Annotated in this window: 13 protein-coding genes; 11 read left to right on the top strand and 2 right to left on the bottom strand. The window is 37.0% G+C overall.

Annotation, left to right across the window (positions count from 1 at the left end; translation table 11 throughout):
* The first annotated feature begins 23 nt into the window (after positions 1 to 23).
* The 3 genes from KH172YL63_RS19725 to KH172YL63_RS19715 all read left to right on the top strand — a co-directional run bounded on the left by KH172YL63_RS19725 (position 24) and on the right by KH172YL63_RS19715 (position 3,490).
* Entirely contained in the window at positions 24 to 1,949 is a 1,926-nt protein-coding gene (locus tag KH172YL63_RS19725; protein WP_173107698.1) for a cell wall-binding repeat-containing protein, read from the top strand.
* Positions 1,949 to 2,701: a PIG-L deacetylase family protein gene (locus tag KH172YL63_RS19720; RefSeq protein ID WP_173107697.1), complete on the top strand. Its 753-nt coding sequence runs from the start codon at positions 1,949 to 1,951 to the stop codon at positions 2,699 to 2,701. Before KH172YL63_RS19725 ends, KH172YL63_RS19720 begins: the two co-directional genes overlap by 1 nt.
* 330 nt (positions 2,702 to 3,031) lie before the next feature.
* Positions 3,032 to 3,490 carry a hypothetical protein gene (locus tag KH172YL63_RS19715; RefSeq protein ID WP_173107696.1) on the top strand — a complete coding sequence of 153 codons (459 nt, stop codon included), beginning with the start codon at positions 3,032 to 3,034 and terminating at the stop codon, positions 3,488 to 3,490.
* A 124-nt stretch (positions 3,491 to 3,614) separates the two neighbouring features.
* Here the strand turns inward: KH172YL63_RS19715 and KH172YL63_RS19710 are convergent, their stop codons facing one another.
* Positions 3,615 to 6,881 (bottom strand): cell wall-binding repeat-containing protein, encoded by a 3,267-nt coding sequence (locus KH172YL63_RS19710; protein ID WP_173107695.1) that lies wholly within the window; start codon positions 6,879 to 6,881, stop codon positions 3,615 to 3,617.
* Positions 6,882 to 7,114: 233 nt separating this feature from the next.
* On the opposite strand from KH172YL63_RS19710, the gene KH172YL63_RS19705 reads away from it, so the two are divergent.
* Positions 7,115 to 8,449 (top strand): cell wall-binding repeat-containing protein, encoded by a 1,335-nt coding sequence (locus KH172YL63_RS19705; protein ID WP_173107694.1) that lies wholly within the window; start codon positions 7,115 to 7,117, stop codon positions 8,447 to 8,449.
* Positions 8,450 to 8,659: 210 nt separating this feature from the next.
* Complete coding sequence (locus tag KH172YL63_RS19700; protein WP_173107693.1) at positions 8,660 to 10,141, top strand: cell wall-binding repeat-containing protein; 1,482 nt, start codon at positions 8,660 to 8,662, stop codon at positions 10,139 to 10,141.
* A gap of 318 nt (positions 10,142 to 10,459) precedes the next feature.
* Here the strand turns inward: KH172YL63_RS19700 and KH172YL63_RS19695 are convergent, their stop codons facing one another.
* The gene (locus KH172YL63_RS19695; protein WP_173107692.1) at positions 10,460 to 11,032 is read right to left on the bottom strand and encodes a hypothetical protein; all 573 of its coding nucleotides are present in this window, start codon (positions 11,030 to 11,032) and stop codon (positions 10,460 to 10,462) included.
* A gap of 257 nt (positions 11,033 to 11,289) precedes the next feature.
* Here KH172YL63_RS19695 and KH172YL63_RS19690 point away from each other — a divergent pair, with 257 nt between their 5' ends.
* From KH172YL63_RS19690 to galU, 6 genes are all read left to right on the top strand, one after another.
* Positions 11,290 to 15,438 carry a cell wall-binding repeat-containing protein gene (locus tag KH172YL63_RS19690; protein WP_173107691.1) on the top strand — a complete coding sequence of 1,383 codons (4,149 nt, stop codon included), beginning with the start codon at positions 11,290 to 11,292 and terminating at the stop codon, positions 15,436 to 15,438.
* A gap of 165 nt (positions 15,439 to 15,603) precedes the next feature.
* Positions 15,604 to 17,640, top strand: a complete 2,037-nt coding sequence (locus tag KH172YL63_RS19685) for a S8 family serine peptidase (RefSeq protein ID WP_173107690.1) — start codon at positions 15,604 to 15,606, stop codon at positions 17,638 to 17,640.
* Between the two features lie 642 nt (positions 17,641 to 18,282).
* Entirely contained in the window at positions 18,283 to 20,367 is a 2,085-nt protein-coding gene (locus KH172YL63_RS19680; RefSeq protein WP_173107689.1) for a cell wall-binding repeat-containing protein, read from the top strand.
* 32 nt (positions 20,368 to 20,399) lie between these two features.
* Positions 20,400 to 21,119: a hypothetical protein gene (locus KH172YL63_RS19675; protein WP_173107688.1), complete on the top strand. Its 720-nt coding sequence runs from the start codon at positions 20,400 to 20,402 to the stop codon at positions 21,117 to 21,119.
* A gap of 25 nt (positions 21,120 to 21,144) precedes the next feature.
* Positions 21,145 to 23,382 carry a SpoIID/LytB domain-containing protein gene (locus KH172YL63_RS19670; RefSeq protein ID WP_173107687.1) on the top strand — a complete coding sequence of 746 codons (2,238 nt, stop codon included), beginning with the start codon at positions 21,145 to 21,147 and terminating at the stop codon, positions 23,380 to 23,382.
* 194 nt (positions 23,383 to 23,576) lie between these two features.
* Positions 23,577 to 24,449 (top strand): UTP--glucose-1-phosphate uridylyltransferase GalU, encoded by an 873-nt coding sequence (gene galU, locus KH172YL63_RS19665; protein WP_173107686.1) that lies wholly within the window; start codon positions 23,577 to 23,579, stop codon positions 24,447 to 24,449.
* The last annotated feature ends 9 nt before the right edge of the window (positions 24,450 to 24,458 follow it).

Here is a 24,458-nt window from a genome sequence, read left to right as displayed (position 1 = left end):
ACTAAAATGCTTTAGGAGGATTTATGAAACTATTGATAGTAAACTTTGTCGTTATTGTCACAGCATTCTTCGGTTTCGGTCTAACAGTAGGTGCGGCGGAACCTATTATTAAAGATCCAAACCTAGAGGAGGTTGTAAAGTACCATTATAATATTGATGAAAAAGTTAACATTTCTTTAATACAACTAGAAGATTTGGTTAACCTCGATGGGAGTTTTTGGGGGATAAGTGATCTGGAAGGCATTCAGCATGCTGATAATTTAGTATCGCTTTATCTTGAGGGCAATAATCTTAAACGAATAAATGAATTAAAACCATTAAAAAATCTTGAGGTATTGTCCTTGGCGGAAAATCAAATAGAGGAGATAACCGTGCCGGAAGACTTTAATAAAGTTTCATTATTAGATTTAAGTTATAACCGCATTATGGATATATCTCCTCTTCGATCTATGGCGTTTCAAGGAAATGAAATAAGTCTGGCCCTGAATGATAACCGAATAGCAAGTTTGACACCGCTAAAAAACACATCATTTCCTAAAGATGCAGCTTCTTTATATATTGATGCATCAAACAATGAACTGAAAAATTTAGATGGATTGCAACAAGCGTCTGCACTAACGGAGTTATCGGCATCTAAAAATCACTTATCTGACATTGAAGCATTATCGCCGCTTGAAAACCTTAAGTACTTGAATATTAACAATAATGACTTAGTCACCTTATCCCCATTATCAAAATCTAAACTTCAAGTGGTGAAAGCGGCTGATAATCGTATAGAATCCTTAGATGGCATTCAAGTAGATTCTAAAGGAGGCTATTATTTTGAGCTGCAGGGGAATAAAATTAAGGATATAAAAAGCTTATCAGGTATGACAAAGGGCTATGTGAATTTAGAAAATAATGAAATTCAAAGCATAAGGGCGTTGAGTGAAGTTGTTCAAGGAACAGTTTTGTTAAAAGGTAACCCTTTAAACGAAGACGCGATGGACATCATTTATACTTTAAAAGAGCGTGGGGTAAATGTAAGCTATGACCCCATAGAATTACCTGAGATGGGTGAAAAGCGGCTCGCTGGTTCAAACCGATATGCGACGGCGGTTGAAATATCCAAAGAAGGATGGGGAGAATCCCATACTGTCTTTTTAGCTAGAGGGGATTCATTTGCCGATGCCCTTGCTGGAGTAACCCTAGCTTATGAAAAGAATGCCCCGATTTTATTAACGGAAAAGAATAGATTAAGTACCGAAACGAAGAGGGAGATAGAAAGGTTACAAGCGGAAGAAGTGATACTATTGGGCGGATCCTCTGCCATCTCTTTAGAAGTGGAAGATGAATTGAAATCCATACAGTTGATTACGAAAAGGGTTTCGGGTAAGGATCGTTTTGATACTGCTAGATTAATAGCAGAGGAATTAAACTTGAAGCCTAAGAAAGCAATTATTGCTTACGGGAAGAATTTCCCAGATGCGTTATCAATTGCCCCATATGCTGCGCGCATGGGCTATCCAATATTATTAACGGATAAAGACTCACTTCCAAACTCAACTAAGAGCTTTTTAGAGAATGTAAATCAATCTATTGTCGTCGGTGGCGAAGGAGTAGTAAGTAACTCGATCCTATCTGAACTACCATCTCCCCAAAGGATTGGCGGTAAAAATCGCTTTGAGACAGCCACAAAAGTATTTAAAGAGTTAAATGGAACAAGCACTACCTTCTTTATAGGAAATGGTTATGGATTTGCCGATTCCTTGACAGGTTCGGTCTTGGCAGCCAAAAAAAGTGCTGCATTATTATTGGTTAATAAAACCGGAATCCCAGTAGAAACGCAGGATATTTTCAATGGTTACACAGTGGAAAACTTTACTGTTCTAGGTGGGAAAGCGGTTATCGAGGATGAAGTTATTTATAATCTTACAAAATTATATGAAGGGAGTTTAAATGAACAATAATGAAATTCAAACCATTTATCTTAGGTACATTACTCTTCTTTTTCCATTGTAATCTAATCAATGTTAGCGCGGAAGAACCTATTAATAAACCTGTAGCCATTTTTTACTCCCCACATCAAGATGATGAACTACTAACAATGGGTCACGCTATTACCCTTTATGTTCATAATGGCTACGAAGTGCACGTTGTATTATTGACCGATGGATCTGCGACTAATGCTATTCATTCAGTAAATAAAGAGGTCGTTAAGCATTATTTAAGCCCAATGTCAACAAAGGAATTTTCTGATGCCAGGAACTTGGAATTCATTCGATCGTTAAGTGCCCTGGGGGTTGAGAGAAAGAATATGCATTTCTCACGGTTAAAAGATGGTAAAACAACTGTCAACCAGGTGGAAGAAACAGTATTAAAGTATAAAACCCGTTTTCCGGAAGCCATTCATATGGCTCTAAGCTACCATGATGATCATAACGACCATCGTAACTCCGGACTGGCGTTAAATAATTTGTTTAAAAATGGATTACTGAAAGAACCCAAATTTTATATCCAAAATAACGAAAGAAATATAGTTAAAGGTGTATACGAGACATACTCATCAATTCTTGATCAACCAATCGTTAATGCTACCATTCCTTATAAAGAATGGAATCCTTTAAGAAGGATGTATTCTATTGGAATCATTTCTGTTCCGTATGATTTTAATTTGCTGGAAAGGGACCCAAGAAGTAAGTACCACTTAATTGATCAATAGCAATATATTCGCTTATTCTAAGAATGTCCTTCTTATGTGGAAACTATAGATGACATTGAAATAGCAGGCTAATTCCAAGGGAGTTAGCCTGCTTTATTTGTCATTAAACTATAGTTTGTATTCACATTTGTGATCAATGAAGATCTCATTAAAATCTAGATTATTGTACATATAAAGGATGACTGCATCGTTCACTTATAATTCCGTGAGAAGAATCCAAGAAGAATCCATATGATAAAATGGTGAAAAATAGTTATTCTATTACAGATAGTTGAAGAAGATACAAATACTTTTATTGGAATATATGGGGAGATAGGTGGACAAGTGGACTTGAAAATAATAATAAGTAGAAAATTGTATAGTGGATTGATTTTAATTGGTTTTTTGTTATTCATGATTTTAATGAGTGCCGTGCTCATGGGGTGGGATATTCTTTATTTTGGGTTAATGGTAGTCTGGTGGTCTCCACTTTTCTTGATTTATGCGTCTATCTGGTCTATATTATCTGAATTTCTTGGGGAGAAATTTGCGAATCTACCTAGAGATAAAAAAATTCTATCTGTGATATTTCATGTTTTAGGTGGTGGATTTGCTGCTATTACGGTTGTACTCTATTTAGAGGATATGGATATGAGCATAATAGATGTTAGATCTTTTTCTTTGTTATTCATTTATGGATGTATATCTGCGCTTCCATTTTGGGTAGTTGATTCAATTATGGCGGAGAAACAGAATAGAAAATATGCTATTAGCAAATCACAAAGCAAAAACTCCTCTAAGGAGCCGTAAGTACACGTGACTTTAACTAACCTAATGAAAAGTGAATAACATAACGAAACCCCAGTTCACATTAGATCTGGGGTTTTCACTATTATTTGCGTGGTTAATGCCTATATTACTTATGCTGCTAATATTATTTTTTATCTTTTTGTAAAGAGGGTAGTATGGCGTTATCAATGGAATCAGATATATTGGACATCAATGTTACTTCATTATCACTTATCATATTTAAATAGTTTATTTCATTGTTATTGAGTTCAAATGCTGTCCAAAGTTTTCCAGGTTGATCGTTCGGAACATATAAAGTTTTTTTCAATGATCCGTTCTGGTAGATATCTATTTTGGCTTCAGAATTAGCTAAAGCATTTGAACCTTCATGTAAGCGATAAGAATAGTTATATACACTGTATTTATAAGAACCCGGTTTCTGCTGGTGTAATGTTATCGTTTCAGGTCCAGTCAACGCCTCTTTATCAAATAAATCCAAGCTTGCAATCATATCATCATTGTCTTTATACAGTGGTGCGTCCCAATAGAGATGAAAGCGATTATTGTTCGTTCCTGGGCCGGTAAAGTGTGAATCTAAATCCATTGCATGATTTCCCCAGTTCAAAATAAATCTAGTCTTTCCGTGTTCGAGTAAGGGGGAGATACTTTCATTTGGATGATTGATATTGGTACCTTTTTGGATATGAGTGTTAAATAAGTATGAAATGTATCCATCTTTTATCACTTCGATAGAATAAAGTCCTGAAAGAAGGTTTAGAACCTCATACTCTCCATTTTCATCCGTGTACGTTGCCATTAGGATTTCTCCATTTGAATGATGGAATCCACTTCGAATGATCATCTTTGCATTGGTGACAGCTTCTCCTGATACTCCATCTATTAACTTCCCATTAATCGAGCCCTTACCAATTTTGTCTAGTTCTATCAAGTTAACTGTAGGTAAGGTGAAAGTGGTGTCAGGTTTAATTTCTGTATCGTAAATGATTTCTGTTTGATATCCTTTTTTGGTAAATGATAAGGTATATTTCCCCTCAGGCAGTGATAATTCATAGCCTCCATCTTCATCGGTAGTCGCTGTGCCCATCAGTTCATTATTTTGCATAGCTTTAACAGCAATGTTTGAATGATCTAGACTACTTCCAGCGAATGCATCCCCTGAAACATTTCCAGTTTGCACACAAAAATCAAGATCATGATTGACTAGAGTTTTGTCCATGATAGTATTTTTGTTTATTTTAGAAGCTTGTAACCTTGTGATAAGGATATCTTTTCTTGATATATCAAGCTGCTGTGTAAAACAACCTGATTTATTTAAGGTTTCTTGAGTAAGGACATTAAAGTTCGACATCCCTTCCCCAGTCCAATTATGGACGGAGGTTAAATAATGCTTCGTTTCAAATGGGAAGATACTGGCGATCTGTAAACCAACATTCATGTTTATTTTATTCGTTAATGCTCCATCGACTTTACCATTAATCATTTGTTTATGAGTGATAGGAGTATTCAGATGATCGGTCTCAATCTGTTGGGTCTTTTCGTTCCAAGTAAGTTCCAATTGATTCCTTTCTTCTTCTATGACGCTGAATTGGGCCTCTGATGCAACCTTTCCTTCTGAGTCCAGAGTAAAGGTAATAGCCAGGGAGACGGGCATGTGAACTTGACCAAATTTCACAGACGTCAGTAGAGGTATGTTTCCAAGCTTGTACGAAACAGAACCTAATACAAATGATGCCGCCGATTGGTCTTCGTTTAATGTAGTCCAGTCGGACGTTGGCAGTGAATCAGACGCTAGTGAATCTGTAGAACCATTTATATCAAGGGTAGTATTGTATTTTTCTGTATAGTCAAGATTCACATTAAAAGTTGAAATTCCTCGGTTTGCATCATATTCAGTGTCAGTTCTTGTTTTAAGGTCTTGTAGCTGTATCTCTCCGGCAATATTCATCTTTAAATTTTCTTTTTCCATCCATCTTGATGATATGGAAAATGTCAGGTCATCTGTGCTTAGATTTCTTATTGAGTTTAATTCTTGTATGGTCGAAATCTTGCTTTGACCAACTTTCAAAAACACCCCGTCATTCAGGACGAAATTATTTAACTTCTCCAAAGAAAGTGATTGTTCATCATGCAAGGATAGTTTATCAAACACATCTCCAATAGAGGGTTGGCTAATGGTGATAGTACCCATTACTTCATTAATAGACATGATTTTGGCCACGAAACCATTTGGAAATTCAGTAGTAGGTGGAATGACAAATAGTTGACCTTCGTTAAATGTTTTAGACACTTCTTTTCCTACAGTGATATGCATAGTGTCATTTAATCTTTGTTTGTAGCTCTTTTTAATAGCAAGTGTTTGGGTAGCAGAGAGTTTTGATAGTTTGGACGTTACGTTTGAAGCACCGATTGTTTCTTTATCTACAGAACTGATTAAGGTGGTAAGTTCTTTTTGTACATGATCGGAAACAGCAGATGTACCACCTAGAATATTAAAATCCTGTACTCTATTTCGATTAAATAAATATTCCGTTTCGCCCTTCGTTTGATTTTGATCCACTAATAATATGGCTGTTTTTTGCTTAGCAGCTAAAACAGAACCTGTGAGTGCATCAGCGAAATTGGTACCAGTACTAACATACATTTTAGGGTTAGCATGGTAGAAATTTGAGATGATTTCGTTGGCTGTATCATATCTGGTTGGACCGGAAATTCTTTGTGAATTAGGAAGAAGGGGGTCAATGCTTTCATATAATGCGTTTTTTCCTCCTATAATATATGTTTTTTTGGCATTTTTTACAGTACTTTTAACATCAGATGGTAGTGAATCTGGTCTGCTGAGTAAAATAGGTATAGCATGCTCAGCGGCATAGGGAGCTACTGCTAGCGCATCGGGAAAATCTTTCCCAGTTGTAATAATAAATTCATTATTCGTATTCCCTAATTTTTTGGAAATCTCAATGGCTGTTGAGTAACGATCTTGTCCATATATCCTTTCAACACTGAGTCCTAATGTTTTTAGATTTTTATCAATAGATAAACTAATGGCCTGAGGCCCCCCTAAAATCACAACTTTTTTTGCTTTTAATGCAAGTATCTGATTTTTGGTTGATTGAGGTAGTCTCGATTGAGATGTAAGTAGAATTGGAGCATCGTATTTTCTGGCTAGCGGGGCACCAGCTAGTGCGTCTGGAAATAGATCTCCCCTTGTTAGTACGACAATGTTGGTCCCGGAAGGCCACCCTTTTTTTGAGATTTTAACTGCAGTTTCATATCGATCTAATCCGGCAATCCGATTGGAATCATTGCTTGCTTCAGTAAAATGTTGTTCAAATATTAAACAAAATAGCAATGTGACAAATACTAAGGTGTAACAGGTTACTTTCTTTAACAATTTCAGTCCTCCTAATAAATGTATCCACACTATACTTTACGAGATTTCTCATACTAATTCTACAAATCTTTAAAATTTATGGGAGATATTTGTTAATTAGATACTAGTACCTATATACTTATTTTTGAAAATTTAAAATAATCTATTTACTTGTAACGTAATTGTAAAATAATTTGGTGAAATTAATGTTACAATAAATTTTGTAGAAAAAAGGAAAATGGGGAGCACAAAGAATGTCAAAATTACACTTATTATCTGGAAAATGTAAGTTGTTTGTTTTTATATTAGTCTTTGGATTAGCACTTCAAATCAATAGTGGGGGATTAGTTGAAGCAAGCGGTAAGACTGTGGATAGAGTAAGTGGAACAAATAGATATGATACCTCTGTAAAAGTTTCTCAACAAGGGTGGCCTGAAGGAGCGGATACCGTCGTAATTGCAGTGGGAGATAATTTCCCGGATGCCTTAGCAGGGGCACCACTGGCACATAAAATGAATGCTCCTATATTATTAGTATCCAAGTCGAGTATACCCGGTGATGTGAATAAAGAGATTAATAGACTGAACGCAAAGCATGCATACATATTAGGTGGGAAATCAGTTATTAGTGAAGAGGTAGCGCAACAACTTGCGAGTATGGGAATAGTTGTTACAAGGGTTGCTGGGAAAGATCGTTATGCAACAGCTGCTAAAATAGCAGAAATAGTCGGAGGAAATAAAGCAATTATTACGTACGGTGAGAATTTTCCTGATAGTCTTGCCATAGCGTCATACGCTGCAAGCAAGGCTATACCGATATTATTGACTAGTACAAATGTACTTCCGGATAGTACAAAGAAGTCACTACATCAATATGACTCTACCATTGTCGTCGGAGGAAATAAAGTAGTGAGCGATGAAGTCTATCGTCAATTGCCAAGTCCAAAGAGAATCACAGGATCTGATCGTTATGATACAGCAACTAAAGTAGTGAAAACATTGTATTCAGCTTCTGGTTCAAGTAACACAGTGGTTGCAACAGGAGAGAGTTTTGCAGATGCACTTACTGGATCTGTCATGGCTGCAAAGAATGATGAGCCAATTATGCTGATAGAATCAGATAGCGTTCCTAAAGTTGTGAAGGAAACCATCAATAACTATAATATTAACAATTTCACGATTATCGGGGGAACTTCAGTTGTATCTGACCATGCTGTTTCAATGTTGACATTTGACCCAACTGTCATCATAGAAACAGCAAAAAAATATATCGGGACCCCATATAAGTGGGGAGGGACAACTCCGAGCGGATTTGATTGTAGCGGATATATCGGATATGTATACAATCAGCACGGAATTAATGTTTCAAGGACAACCACAGGAATGTGGAATGAAAATCCTAGAGTAAATAAGCCAGCAATAGGGGACATAGTTGTATTTACAACATATAAGCCAGGTCCATCCCATGTTGGAATTTATATGGGGGATAATAAATTCATACACTCAGGAGATCGTGGAGTAGAAGTTACTAGTATGGATAATGTCTACTTCAAGCCAAGATATTTGGGTGCAGTGAGAGTGTTGAAATAATGTAAAGTTGTTTGCGTGTAAGCACGTGAACAACTTTTTTTGTATTATAAATACCCGAAGAGTAGTGTTTATACTATTTTTATTCCCAATTTAATAAACTATAAACATTTAATAATCTATAAACATAGACAAGAAAATTTTTCAATTTTATTCCATTTAGTGTAAAAATGAAATACAATTAAACTATTATAATTGAGGAGATGTGTAGTGATGAGAAAGTTATTAGTGTTTACAGCTCTTTCCCTTCTATTTGTGGGTTTTATGTTCGAACCATTCCCAACATTAGCGAATGAAGGGATGGACAGCAACGATTTAAAGAGTGATATTGCTAAAATTATCAAAGGAGATGATTTAAATGATATTACTGTTCCGAAGTTTGATAAGTTGAATGAGGCTCTTCACAAGAATGAATCACAAGATCATATAAGTCTTTTGGGAGAAATATATGAAAACGAGCCGAATGATGATTTCCCACAGGCGAATAACATTCGGAAAGATGATATTATTATTGGTCAGTTTAATTGGTCACAAGACGTGGATGTTTATAAAATTCAAATTAATAAAACCGAAGATTTATATGTCTTAGGAAGCACAGAATATACTTTTAACGATTTAGGATATTTGTTATTTGATTCAAGACAGGAGCCGGTATATCCGGATGAGTGGGTTTCAGATGAAACAGATGATATCCAAGCTTACTATGCATTGCCGGCTGGAACATATTATATAGCAACAACCGACCTCTACGAATATGGGGGGGATGGTAGATATGCTCTTATGGCTGTTTCAGACGATAGTGGTGAAGAAAACTACGAAAATGTACTAAGAATTGCAGGTAATAACAGATATGAGACGGCTGTAGAAGTGTCAAAGGTTGGATGGCCAGAAGGGGCTGATACAGTGGTACTCGCAAGGGATAGTAATTTTCCGGATGCATTGGCCGGTGCCCCACTTGCATATAAGCACGACGCGCCAATCCTCTTAAATCCAAAAGACAGCCTACAAAGTGCGGTTAAGAATCAATTGAAATATTTAGAAGCGAAGAATGTCATAATACTTGGTGGTACCAGTGCCATTACCTCTAAAGTTGAACGTGAACTAAAGCAGATGGGGTTGAACATAAAGCGAATCGGCGGAAAAAGTCGCTATGATACAGCAGCAAAGATAGCTGCTGAAATAGGAGATTATGATAAAGCAGTCATAGCTTATGGTGAGAATTTCCCAGATGCGTTGTCGATAGCTCCGTACGCAGCTGCCAATCAGATTCCGATATTGCTAAGCCCAAAGGATCAATTGCCGGCTGAAACTAGCACCGCATTAAAGAAGGTGTCTCATACGATTATCGTTGGTGGTACAAATGTAATATCTGATAAAGTTAAAAAGGGACTTGCTTCTAAAAACCCTGTGCGGATTGCCGGAAAGGACCGGTATGATACATCAGTCAAGGTTGCAGAAAGGCTACCAATGTCTTCTGAAATGATTACAGTTGCTACTGGGGAAAACTTCGCGGATGCATTAACAGGATCAGTGCTGGCTGCGAAATTTTATGAGCCAATCATTCTTGTGAAGAAGAATAACGTACCGTCCCCCGTAACAAAGTATATTCAAGAGAATGGAACTTGGTATTTCACTGTATTAGGAGGGGAAGCGGCTATCAGCCAAGAAGCGGTTGGTCAACTAGTTAGTAACTAAGCAGATGTTGGTAAACTATAAAATGATAGTACACATCTGAATCCTTCTAATGGCTTTGATACAATTTATAGAAATTGATGCAAAGGTTTATAATATGCAAAATAAATCCGAACAGTCATTCGAGCTTCATTAATGAGATCGAATAATTGTTCGGATTTTTTTATTCTGTAAACTATGATCAACCTTTCGTAATTTACTCGAACTATGGCTCAGATTCCGCAAATAATAAGGTCTATTCATACCTTATATTAACATCCAACAATTTTACAACTCGGCGTTTTAGCGAGGAAAGCACTCAGATTAATATACTTGGCAAATTTATACTCTAACCGGCTGTTTTTGAATGGAAAACCCATCTAATAATAATAGTGCATGAAAACTTGAGTATTTCCTGAGTAAGTCAATTGTTTGTTCAGAAGAAGAGTCCAGCATAAATTTGAATAGTTCACGATTCGATATTTCACCAAAAGCTTTAAGGAAGATATAAGTCAAATCTTGCTCTACCTTGCTTGAAGTATATAACTGTTCTAATATCACTATTTTTTCTTCATGCTTATCAGTTTTTGAAATAACCTTAAAGTATTGGGGTTTTAAACTATCCATTTCCTGTTCGATATAATCTTGTGCTACTTCCATCGCTTTATTAATACCAGGGAAGTATGGATACTTGGAATCTTTAATTAATCTTTCAATGATTGTATGCATAGCTCTTGTTGTTTCGATATGAAATGCAATATTAGAAATTAAACTATTCATATATAGATCGTCGTCAACATACTTTGTTCTTTTAACTTTTAGTGATTGATCAGAGTTTTTTTTGACTGCTTCTTTATCTATATTGCTAGTGAGACTAATGAAAATCGACCCCATTAATTGGTTTATATCATCCAATGTATTCTCCTCTTTCTTTAAAAATATTAATACACATTTATTTTATCATAATTTTCTAATTTTTATAAATGTTTTCCAACTTGGTGGCAAAATGAAAATATAAATTATTCAGAAAATAACGTCTCCTTTTGTTGACTAAAGATTTTTTTCCTATTAAAATAGTCTTATACTCTTTTGTTTCCATAATTGCTTAATTAAGGAAATTTGAGTGTTTTTTTGGGTCTGTTTTTCAAAAAAATCAATTGGGGGTAAGAGTATTGGTAATTAAGAAAAAAGTTCTATCCATTGTTGCGAGTGCATCATTAGTTGCTTCTTCGTTTGCAGGGATTACAAGTTTTAATCCTGATAAAGCTGAAGCGGCCCTACAGGAAACAAAGAAGTTCAAGGCATCAAATTTCTCGGATGTCATTGCATTATCCATGAGTAGTAAAAAAATGCAAGAGTTGGTTATTGTGGGGAATGGTAAAGTGGATGCGAGCGCCCAATTAGAGAAATTGGGTGTGAAAGTTAAGATCAATCATAAGAATTTCTTATATCTGGCAGATGTTCCTACTGGTAAAATTATGGATGTTATGGGACTAAAGTCTATCCGTACAGTTGGTAAAAATGCAGAAGTGAAAGTGGATAAAGTACAGGATAAAGAATTAAAGGTGGAGGGGCAAAACGAGCTGGCTGAAGGTGCTATTGTAACTCCGGAACAACATGAGACCCATTCTTCAACAGGAGTACTGGATTTTCATAATAAATTTGATGGTTCTGGAGTTCGAATCGGAATCATTGACTCAGGTCCCGATCCAGGTCATGAATCATTTACAGAGAAGATGGACCAAGCTACGCGTAAATATGGTGAGTCTAAGATTGTGGCCGTACGTGACTATACAATCGCCGATCGAGATGGGCGATATGGTATTTACTCTCCTGTTAAAGGGACGTATTTAGCCGAGGGAGATGTACTGTATGATGAAGGCCATGCTGAAGGGGATAGCATTACAGTTGGTGAAACTACATATACCACGACTGGATTAGATGCTTCTGATGATAAATTGTACTTTAGTATGACAAAATTTGAGAATGAAGGCCAGGATTTAAATGCAGATGGCGCAGTTAAAGATAATTTTGCCACATTATTAGTGGATGACAAGGTATATATCGATACAGATAACGATCACGACTTCACTGATGAGACCGGATATGCAAACGGAGAAACAGGTACTTTCGATGTCAATGTATCAGACGATTTGTTGGGTGCAAACTTCCGAATTTCTGATCTAGACACAAAGGGGAAATTTGCTAGCATTTTTACTGATTTTAATGGACATGGATCTCATGTGTCCGGTATTGCAGCTGCTGACGGACCTTTACGTTCAAATAAGTATGGAGCAGTAGCGGGAGAAGGTGTAGCACCAGGTGCCGAACTTGTTGGGTTACGGGTATTTAAAGAAGAGGGTGGAGCTTCTACGTTCAGTATCCAATCAGCGATGGTAGATGCAGCGCTCCCTGAAGCAGCTGGAGGATTTGATGTTGACGTAGCAAACTTAAGTTTAGGTTCTTCACCTGATCTAAATGAAGGTATGGGTTCGTATGGAGAATTAATGGAGTTATTAAGTGAAATGACGGATATCATTTTTGTCACATCAGCAGGTAATTCCGGACCTGGAATTGATACAGTTGGGTCACCTGGAGATGTAGGACCAATTATTTCAGTTGGAGCGCATATAACTTCTGAAATGTGGGCTACAGAATACAATGCTTATCCTTATGGTAAAAATGAAGATGGAACACCTAAAGAAGGAGAAGGATTATGGTATTTTTCTTCTGTAGGGCCGAATGAAATTGGAAACCAGAAGCCTGATATCGTTGGACCTGGTTCTGCATATGCAGCCCATCCAGTTCAAGCTGGACCATATGTTGTGATGCAAGGTACAAGTATGTCTTCACCATATGTTGCCGGGGCAGTCGCCCTATTGAAATCTGCCGCGCTAAAAGACCGTATTCCTTTTAACTACGAGATTGCACGGGAAGCTTTGATTCAAACTGCAGACCATCTTGATGGTTATAACCGTGCCCAAGAAGGTGCAGGCTTAATTAATGTTCCTGCAGCCTATGAGTATCTACGTAAACATTTTATCAATGATATTAAAGAAGTGGATGTTACCGTTTATCACGGTGAGAAAATTTCAGGTGGGCCGGGCCTTTATGTCCGAAACAAAGATATTCCAGATACAGTTGAAGTGCTTATAGAAAATAATACAGATGAATCCAAGGATCTCATGGTGTCAGCATCAGACGACTGGTTCACGCCATCTGATCATGAGGTAAAGCTTGCTCCTGGAGAGCACAAGCTTATCACTGTAGACTATGATTCTTCTAAACTGAAAGAGGGTACCAATGCCGGTACTTTGTTAATTGATGATAAGTCTACCGCATATGTTGAGGCGAGATCAGCGCAAACCATTATTGTTGGAAAGAAATTCACTAAAGAAAATCGCTTCCGTTCTCGAATTACAGACGAGGTTCAAGCCTCTAAATCTAAGGGGTATACTTTTGAAGTGAAGCCTGGGGTGAGTGAACTACGATTCTCTCTCAATGCCTTAAGTGAAAATAATGATTACAAAGGCAGAGTGCGAATGATCGTCTTTGATCCAGATGGTGTAGAAGTGAGTGAATTTAAAGGGTATGCAGGATACGGAGGTATGGATGTAGAAGATGATGTATTCAAATCACCGAAACCAGGTGTATGGGAAGTGCATGTCTATGGAACATTTGGACCTGAGAAAGGGAAAGAGATAAATAAATATCAACTAGAAGCGGTTGTCCAAGATGTTGTGGCAGAGCCAGGGGAAATCAAACTCGGTAAAGTGGAACCAAACAAAGCAATTACCAAATCAGTATCATTTTCAAACTACTTATCTACCAAAAAGGATGTTAAGTTAGCATCAGCTGAATTTAGCAGCCCTAAAACAGTGAATTCAAGAGTAGAAGTACCAGGTAACAATCAATTTTATAAACAAGAACTTAACATCAAGAACAATGTTTCGTTATCTGTGAAAACGTCAAATCCATCCTATGCAAGCGATGATGTGGATCTTTATATCTTGGATGAAAAAGGAAACCAAGTTGGCATGTCTGCGGGTGGAACATCGGATGAAATGGTAACTTTAAACGGTCTAGCGGACGGAAAGTATACTATTGCAATCGAGGGTTATGCCACTCAGGATCCAAGTACGAAACTTGATCTTTCTGTAACAGAACTCAGTGTTCTGTCGCCAGGTGAAAAAGGAAAAGGAAAGATTGAAGTTTCTGATAAGACAACGTCTTTAGGTGTAGGAAAAACACTAACTTCAGATGTGAAGATTACTACTCCTGAAGAATCAAACAATTACATCGGCGCGGTATATCTATTAGATGCGAAAACAAATGAGGTACTGTCTTTATTACCAATTAAAGCGGATGGGGATATCATAACTGAAGTTGCCGGTGAAGACCGAATCGGAACTGCCTTGGCGGTCTCTAAAAAGCTATATCCAGATGGTTTCCCTAAAGGAAATAGTAAGACGGTCATCCTTACTACAGGATATAATTTCCCGGATGCACTATCAGCTGGACCATTAGCTTCAGAGCTTGAGGCACCTATTCTACCTGTTGGAAAAGATGGTAAGCTAACTAAAGAAGTGCTGAATGAAATTGAGCGTTTAGGAGCAGAAAATGTGTATTTACTAGGTGGAGAAGCAGTTATCTCTCCTAAAGTGTACACCCAATTAAATAGTCTCAGCATTAACTCTTCAAATATAGAGCGTTTAGTAACCGAAGGTATGGCCACTCGTTATGGTACAAACCTTGCTGTAGCAGCAAAACTAAAAGAAAAAGGCTTCTCTGGAGATGGCGTATTCTTGGCAACAGGTGAAAACTTTGCAGATGCACTGAGTGCCGCTGCTGTTGCAGGAGAATATAATATGCCAATTGTACTAACTGATGGAAAAACACTATCAGAAGAAGCGAAATCTCTTCTGGAGAATGAAGATGTGTATGTATTAGGAGGTACAGCAGCAATTTCAGAGAAAGTGGCTAAAGAAGCAGACTCCGTAGCACTTTCAGTCAATCGACTTGCTGGTGTGAACCGATATGGAACTCTTGCAGAGATTCTGAAGAAATTTTCAAATGGATCTCCAGAACTATTCGTAGCAAGTGGTAAGAACTTCCCGGATGCATTATCTGCTGCACCGCTTGTCACTTCAAACAATGGATTGTTATTGCTGGTAGACCCGAATGAGCTGCCAAAAGAAGTAGACTCTTTCTTAACAAAATATGTTTATACAAACAATATTTCTACTATTACGGTACTTGGTGGACAAGCTGCTGTAGATCAAAAAGTTAGAGATTCTCTTCACAAAAAAGTAACTAAATAAGTTTGTTTGACAAAGGACCGCTTAGTTTCTTAGGCGGTCCTTTTTATTGTGAAATGATGTAATTGTGGAATTTTCAGTATTTTCATTCTAAATTCCTTAGACTTTTTATACAATTATTCGATATACTGTTAGTTAATGTAATTGTTTAAATGTGAGGTGCGGAAAATGAAGTATTTAAGGCTTTTTATGGTACTTATTCTATCTGCAATGTTCATCCAGGTAAATCCCGCGTTAGCAGAAAAGAAAGTAAATATTATGATTAAGTATAAACAAAATGTTGAGACGATGGCTGTAACGAAAGAAAGGAAATTTAAGTTAGACGTCCTTTCAGTACCTATAAGTGAGAAAGATAACTGGATTAGGGAATTAAATAAGGATCCGGAAATTCAGTATGCTGAAGTAGATCAACCCGCATTTTTATTATCTTCAGTCACAAATGATCCTTTCTACGACTCTCAATCTTTATTATTCGACAGAATGAATATATCCAGTGCTTGGGAAAAGTACAAGCCTTTAGATACGATTGTTGTAGGAGTAGTTGATTCTGGAATAGATTTGAATCATCCTGACCTAAAAGAAACAATTGTAGAGGGTAAGAACTTTGTTCAAGAAGGAGAGGCACCCATTGATCATGAAGGGCATGGCACACACGTAGCAGGATTGATAGGGGCAATTACTAATAATTCCGTTGGAGTCTCTTCTATAGCAAAAAATGTTAAACTTATGCCGATTAAGGTTTTTGAAGATGATACAACCTCTATGTCTACAGTTATTAAAGGGATTGAATACGCAGTGGATCAAGGTGTTGATATCATTAACCTAAGTCTGGGCAGTTATTCTAATATGAAATCTTTGGAAGATGTTATTAATTATGCATCCAGCAAAGGAGTGCTGGTAGTAGGAGCATCAGGAAATGATGATGCAGAAATGGTGGTTTACCCCGCAGCATATTCAAGTGTTCTGGGGGTGGGTAGTGTTGATACTTCAACATTAAAGAAGGCAGAGTTCTCAAACTTCGGAAGATCTGTGGACGTTGTGGCACCAGGTACAGATGTCTTTAGTACAGGTATAGGTGGATACACTATAATGGAAGGTACAAGTATGTCAACTGGAATTGTCAGTTCCGTCGCAGCAATGGTAAAACAGCAAGCACCATATTTGAGTGGTCATCAGGTTAAGGGAATTATTGAAAATACTTCAGATACGATAGAGACTGATTATTCGCTAGGTGAAGGACTTGTAAATGCTTATGAAGCCTTGGATTATATCCATACTAAGAACAGGTTGGCAGGTCCTACTTCCGTATCAACATCAGTTGAGATTTCCCAAAAGGGTTGGGAAGGTTTAGATGAAAAAGAATGGTTTATTGATAACCAAAAGCTTTCAGGGAAATTTGTCGTTTTAGCTAGTGGAGATACTTTTGCTGATAGTTTAGCAGCTTCTCCATTAGCATCATATTTAGATTGTCCAATCTTGTTGGTAAAGGGATCGAAGGTTTCAGAAGAAGTAATTGAAGAGATTAAGAGACTCGGAGCAGATCAAGTAGTCATTGTGGGAGGGGAAAATGCGCTCTCTGATGATGTAGAAGGCGCGTTATACCGTTTACCTCTTAGTATTCATAGGCTATTCGGTGATACCAGATATGAGACAAATTTAGCCATTAACGAAGCGATACCATATCATACTAACAAAGCCTTTATTGTTTCTGGCGAAAATTATCCCGATGCTTTATCAGTAGCGGGCTATAGCGGGGCTTTAAACTATCCTATTTTGTTTGTGAAGAAGGAATCGATATCAGATTCAATAAAGAAATACATTCATACCAATGAAGTAACTAAAACGTATATTGTTGGTGGAACAGCAGTGATTTCTAGAAAAGTTGAGAATGGGCTTCCGAGTCCTTACCGTATTGCCGGCGAAGATCGATATTCTACAAACAAGAATATTCAGCAAGTTTTTGGTAAGCAATATCCTTCTCCGTATCTATATTTTGCAACGGGTGAAAACTATCCAGATGCCCTTACAGCGGGACCATTGGCAGGAAGATTAAAAGGTCCTGTGATATTAGTGGGGCCTTCTCAATCCAATATTGAAGAGAGTACGAAGTGGTTTGAAAATAAACAGGGGTACTTTATTTTAGGTGGAGAAGATGCTATTTCTTTACCTAAGGCGTGGAGAATTGATGATTTAAATAACGAATAAACATGTCAATAAAAAGAGTGGGATTACAACATCCCACTCTTTTTATTATTCAGCTGTATTATTATATAATCTGGCAGCATCAGTATAAAAAAGTATTGAATTATATTTTCGGCAACATCATTCGAGCTTCACTGATGCCCCATCTTAATTAACTACTGAAGATGTGTATATTTTCACTGTGCTACTGAACTGGATCGGAACATCGCGCTGGCTCCCGCAAATATCATTTGCTCTCGTGATAACTGGTTTATGACTATAGCATTCGCCTAATAAATAGACACATAATGAATGTAGAAATTGGAAGCTGAAATTTTAATAGTCTAATCAAAAAATGAAATACCCACAAGAATATTCCATTTTTTACATATCGGTAAACGATTAATAATAAGTAAAACGAACCGATATGAACTGAGTAGAGTGCTTTAATTAGTTTGATTTACGTATATTTCTAGGTCCAGGAAAATTACATAGGGCAAGTTTGTTTGGAAACTATTTTTTATATCATTGGAGGTGACTGGCTAGAGTGAAATTTAATCTTCTAGATAACAAGAACCATTTTCCAAATAATCTATGTTGTTAAGAGAAATATGTTGCTATAATATGACATAGATTACGAATAATTGACATTTTTAGGAGGAAGAAATGAAGAAAAAATTATTAGCTTCTATGGCACTTTCAATGGGACTTATCATGCTTGCATCAGCAGATGGTGCTTCAGCAGAAAAGCGAGTCATCATTGACCCAGGGCACGGTGGAAAACATACAGGGACTTGCGGGTTAACAGGAAATGTTACAAGAGTGTGTGAAAGAGATGTAAATCTTCTCGTATCTTTAAAGCTACAGTCCCTACTGAAAGATAAAGGTTATGATGTTAGGATGACGAGAGAAACAGATAAGGATTTTGCTAGTTACATATCTGGGAATGGTGGAGATCTAGATATGAGGATGAGATATGCTAATAGTCAGATAGCTGGAAATAATGATCAAACGGTATTTATTTCCGTGCACCATAATGGTCATCCGCGTTCGCCATATGTAAAAGGGACAGAAACTTACTATTATGACGGGATTAAATACTATGATTCTCGCTGGCCTCATGATCCATTACAAATCAAATATTTATCTGACAGTAAACGATTGGCGGAAGAAATCCATCCTAATATGGTTAGTAACCTTAAAACAGTTGATAGAGGGATTCACGCAGATGAAGCATTTTATGTTATCCGGAATGCTCAATCACCATCTGTTTTACTAGAACTAGGCTATATGACAAATGCTGAAGAGGAGAACCGAATTAAAACCAGCGACTTCCAATGGTCTGCAGCTAAGGCTGCAACACAAGGTGTAGAAGAATACTTTAAAGTATATGAAGTATACAATTCTAATAATGAAAGATTAGCTGTAAAAGCGACAAAAGAAGAAGCGGTTAAATTTGCTGATAGTAAAAAAGTATTAGTAACCGTTTTTGATAAATATAATCAGAAATCGATTTACAATAACGAAAATTACATTGTGTATTATGGTAAAGATGTTGCTGAGAAAAAATTCTATTCATATGATCAAGCATATTCTTATGCGAAATCAACAAATGAAAGCTATATAGTAAATAAAGAAAACGGTTGGATTCTCTGGTCGAACACACTTAAACCGATTTATTCTGTTTATCAATCAAGCACTAAACAGAAAGATTATTATGATTATAAGCAAGCATTACACGAAGCTAAAAAGTTATCATCTGGTAGGGTAATCAGAAATGATTCGAAGGAAATCCTCTGGTCATCTTCATCAAGTGATTCGGTGCAAAATAAACCTGCTGTAAAAGAACTGAGTGGTTTGGACAGGATTATGACTTCAGTAGAAGTTTCAAAATCCCTATATCCCAATGGTTTTGATGTCAAGAAAGAACAAAAAGTAGTTCTCTTAGCTACTGGATATGATTCGGCAGATGCCTTATCGGCAGGTCCATTGTCCTCGAAATTTGGTCAGGCACCCCTACTGCTCTCGGAGACCGAGGCATTAAATTCAACGGTGAAAGAGGAATTGAAGAGACTGGGTGCTGATAAAGTTATTATTATCGGTGGACAAGAAGCTATTTCTAAACAAGTAGAAACCAGTATTAGGAGTATGAATGTTGGTGTTGAGCGTATCCAAGGAAGTGACCGGTATGCTACTAATTTAGAAATCCTAAATAAGTTAGGAAGCGTTAATGGTTACTTTGTTGCTTCTGGAGACAAGTTTGCCGATGCCCTTTCTGTAGCGCCTATTGCTACAGCACAAAAATGGGGAATTGTGCTAACTAAAGAGGACTCTATCACATCTTCATCGTTATCTCTATTAAAAGGGAAAAAAGTTCGCCTGATCGGTGGAGACGCGGTTATCGGAAATTCAGTGGAAAGGTTGGTTGGCCAAGCTACCACGGACGCTAAGAGACTTGCTGGAGAAGACCGCTACAAAACATTAACAGCTGTACTATGGGAGTTCAAAGATAGCTTTAAATCAGACGCTATCTTTCTAACGACAGGTGATAATTTCCCAGATGCACTGGCTGCGTCATCGTTAGCAGTGTCAACTAAGGCTCCGCTTATTTTATCAGGTCAGAAGATGGATCAGGGAATTAAAGCGTTCTTAATGAATCTTGGTAATGATCAACGTATATTAAATGTGAACGTCATTGGTGGAACTTTAAAAGATGACGTTGTGAAAGATACAACTTACTTGGTGAAATAGTAGATTTATATTTTCAAGTGGAGGAAGTAACTATGTATAAATTTCAAATTGCGTTCATGGTAGGCTGTTTGCTATTCTTAACAGCTTGCTCAGAAGAGAAAGCCTCAGACTCGACCGGAAATTCTAACGAATCTGCAACCAATACGAATGAGGACTCCACATTAGCTGAAGAGGAACAGAATCAGGATTCTGTTCCTTCTTCTCCTGAGGATGATGAGTCGGATGAAAAAGAGGAAGAGCAAAGTAAGGTTGATAAAAAACAAGATAGCAAGAAGTATTTCCTTCTGCGACCAGAAAAAGGTGAGCCGAGGGCTTTTGTTGAAAATGGTCAGACACTCTTCACTGAAGAAATTGTAGACCAGAATCAAGAATACATACAACTTCTTGTCACTTTAGGGAGTACTCAAACAACAGAAATTTACAAGTGGACTGATGAAGAAATTACGCTAGTCTATCAGGATTATGCAGAACAGAATAACGGTGAAAAAAGTATTTTAGGAGACTTTGAATCCAATAAAGGCGAACGCATTCTTGGTGTGGATACAGACTGGGATGTCCTTGAAGAAGATACTACTGTGAAAATGAATGGAAAAGAATATAAAAATGTATATGTTGTGAAAACCGTTTCAGATGAAATTGCAGGAAGTGAAACGACTTTAACTAGATACTATGCTGCTGGTCATGGGTTGATAAAGGAAGAAATCGAAGTGACAGGTGAAAATGGATACACATCCACTGCTACTTTAAAATAATGTGTAAGACGGGAGGCAATATTAAATGAAGAGAAAGATAACTTTGTTCCTAGTTTTATTGTTTGTTTTTGCTCCGGTCTCTGTTGATACGAAAGCCTTTGCACAAGCGGATGACCAGGTGAAAGTCAAATTGCGGAACTACCTAGGGAACCAAAAGGCGATATCGTTAATGATAAAAGGTGAATATTTCATTTCAGATGACGTCAATACTAAGTTGACCTCTAATGATAAATACGAAGTCAAAATTGAAGGTGGAAAGTTAGCTCTTTACAAAAACAGCTCAATAATTAAGACTTATAATCAGGAATTTACGATTGAACCAAAGCAATATAGTGAGAGTAACCGTTTCTCAATCAATGACAAGCCATATCTGGGTACAGTTACATTTACCATTGAATCTGGATACATTCGTCCTATTAATAAACTCCCCTTCGAAGATTATTTAAAAGGTGTTGTACCAGGTGAAATGCCTGCTTCGTGGAATGTAGAAGCATTGAAAGCACAAACTGTCGCTGCCAGGACTTATGCCATGGGGAGAGTCAATAATTCAAACTTTGACGATACCATTTCTAATCAAGTTTATGCGGGCTACAGTTGGCATCCAAATTCCACAAAAGCTGTTGAAGAAACGAAAGGTAAAGTGCTTCGACAAAATGGAAAATTGATAGGTGCATACTATTCCTCCAGTAATGGTGGACACACGGAGTCTAACAGTAATTATTGGGGCGGCACAAAACTTAATTATTTACCATCTAGACCAGACGATTACGATCCACAAATTGGATGGGACTTATCCATTAATCAAGAACAGATTAATACCGCAAGCCTCGATCTTATCAGACCAGAGCTATGGTGGAATAAAACCTTTGAAAAAAGTGAAGATACTACAATCCTAAACTATATTAAAAAGTATATTACGAAGTCAGGACATAGTGGAGACGAAATAAAAGTTGTAGGGGTACCCCATATTAGTGTTTCTGGAAGTACACTGTCAGATAAAGGATTAGAAACTGGTAAAAAAACCAATGGCAGTGTAACTGTTGAGTACTTTGTGAAAAACTCAGATGGAGAATTTGAACGAGAAAGTAGTAATAGTATACCTAAGGACTATTCAACGGTCCTTGGTGGGGAAACCCGTTACCATACGAGTATGCAAATCTCCCAAGAAGGCTGGGACGTAGCACACGCCGTAGTCTTAGGTCGGGGCGATAAACATGTTGATGCGATTACAGGTGCGGTCTTGGCTAAAAAGTTATCATCGCCATTATTGCTAACAGAATCTGATAAGCTTCCGGCAGTCATTATGGACCAAATTAAAGAGTTGAAAGCTTCTGATATTTATATATTAGGTGGAGGAAAAGCAATCTCGTATGAAGTTGATCAAAAATTATCTTCAATGGGATATAAAGTAAAAAGAATAGAAGGATCCACAAGGTATGACACTTCTGCAAAAGTTGCTAAAGAAGTAAAAGAGTTTAAACAGGTATTTATCACAAGTGGAAATGAAGAATCTCCCGATGCACTATCCATCGCTTCCTATGCTGCGGAGAAACAAAGACCGATTCTCCTGACAGATAAAGACGCGCTAAGTAATTCAGTAAAAGAAGTTTTGAAAACAAATAATATAGAACAAGTTACATTGGTTGGAGGAACGAGTGCTTTATCTGAAGATATAGAAAAAGAAATACGCAAGTTAGGAATCTCAAAAGTTGATAGAATTGCAGGATCTAACCGTTATGAAACAAGTATCGATATAGCTGAGAAATACAATTTTGATATGAAAAATGTATTTTTTGCCCAAGGTGAAACATTTATTGATGCATTGCCAGGTGCGGTGCTTGCGGCAACTAAATCTGCACCTATCGTGCTGACTGAAAAAGATACACTTCCTTCGGTGGTAAAGAATTGGGTTAAAGAATTAGGTTTAAGACCCCATGTTTTCTATCTAGGTGGAGAGGCAACAATTTCGAATCAGGCTAAAACGGATGTTAAGAATGCTTTGCTTGGGGATATTAAACTATACACACTTAAATTAAAAGATTCTCCCATCAGTGAACTTCGATCAATGTTCGGTGGTAGTTACTTCAAAAGCTATCAAGTAGAGCAAATTGTTAATAACCAAGGAAAATATATTATCAAAGGAAAAGGATTTGGACATGGAGTGGGAATGAGTCAGTACGGCGCTAAAGTCAGAGCCGAGGCTGGACAATCTTATGTTGAGATTCTAAACTTCTACTACCCAAATACAGTATTAGGAAATTAAAAGAATTTATAATATGTTTTTAAAGAGAAGAGGCTGTGTGTCTCTTCTCTTTTGTTTTTATATTTTGGTATTGAAAGATTTACAAAATGGTTAATGAGGTTATAATCATGTAACAGCAAGATTTTTATTATAGGGTTGTGCTATAATACAATTGTTTTCAATGTATTTAATAAATTCAAATGAGGTGTCGAATAATGAAAGTGAAAAAGGCAATCATTCCTGCTGCTGGGCTGGGTACAAGATTTCTTCCAGCTACCAAAGCTCAACCAAAGGAAATGCTTCCAATCGTAGATACACCTACTATCCAATATATAATAGAAGAGGCAGTTTCTTCTGGAATAGAAGATATACTTATCGTAACTGGCCGAGGGAAAAGAGCTATAGAAGATCATTTTGATAAATCTTTGGTTTTAGAAGAAATGCTGGCTTCAAAAGGAAAATATGAACAACTAGAAGAGATCCAAAAAATTTCTTCAATGGCAGATATTCATTACATCCGACAAAAAGAGCCTAAAGGCTTAGGTCATGCCATCTGGTGTGCACGCAAATTTATTGGAAACGATCCGTTTGCGGTCATGCTTGGAGATGATATTGTTGTTTCTGAAACCCCTTGCCTGAAACAACTTATTAATGAATTCGAAGAAAAACAAAGTTCAATTATAGGTGTACAAGAAGTGGCAGATAAAGACGTGTCTAAATATGGAGTGATCTCACCAGAAGATTCATCTTCGAATGATAATTTAGTGAAGATTAAAGACCTGGTAGAAAAACCTTCACTAGAAGAAGCTCCTTCAAACCTTGCTATTATGGGACGATACGTTTTAACCCCTGAAATCTTAGATATACTAGAAACAATTGAACCAGGTAGGGGCAATGAAATACAATTGACTGATGCCCTGAAAGAACTATCTTCTAAACAGGATATGTATGGGTACCATTTCAATGGAAAAAGGTATGATATTGGTGATAAGTATGGATTCATTCAAGCAACTGTTGAATTTGCCTTAATGAGGGATGATTTGAAAGATCCTTTACGCAAGTGGCTAAAAGAAATTATAGAAGATTAATTTTGGAGG

The sequence above is a fragment of the Bacillus sp. KH172YL63 genome (genome assembly GCF_011398925.1).
In the GTDB taxonomy this organism is placed as follows: domain Bacteria; phylum Bacillota; class Bacilli; order Bacillales; family Bacillaceae_B; genus Rossellomorea.
Note: the sequence above shows the minus strand (reverse complement) of the source record. Positions and strands in the feature narration are given on the sequence as shown.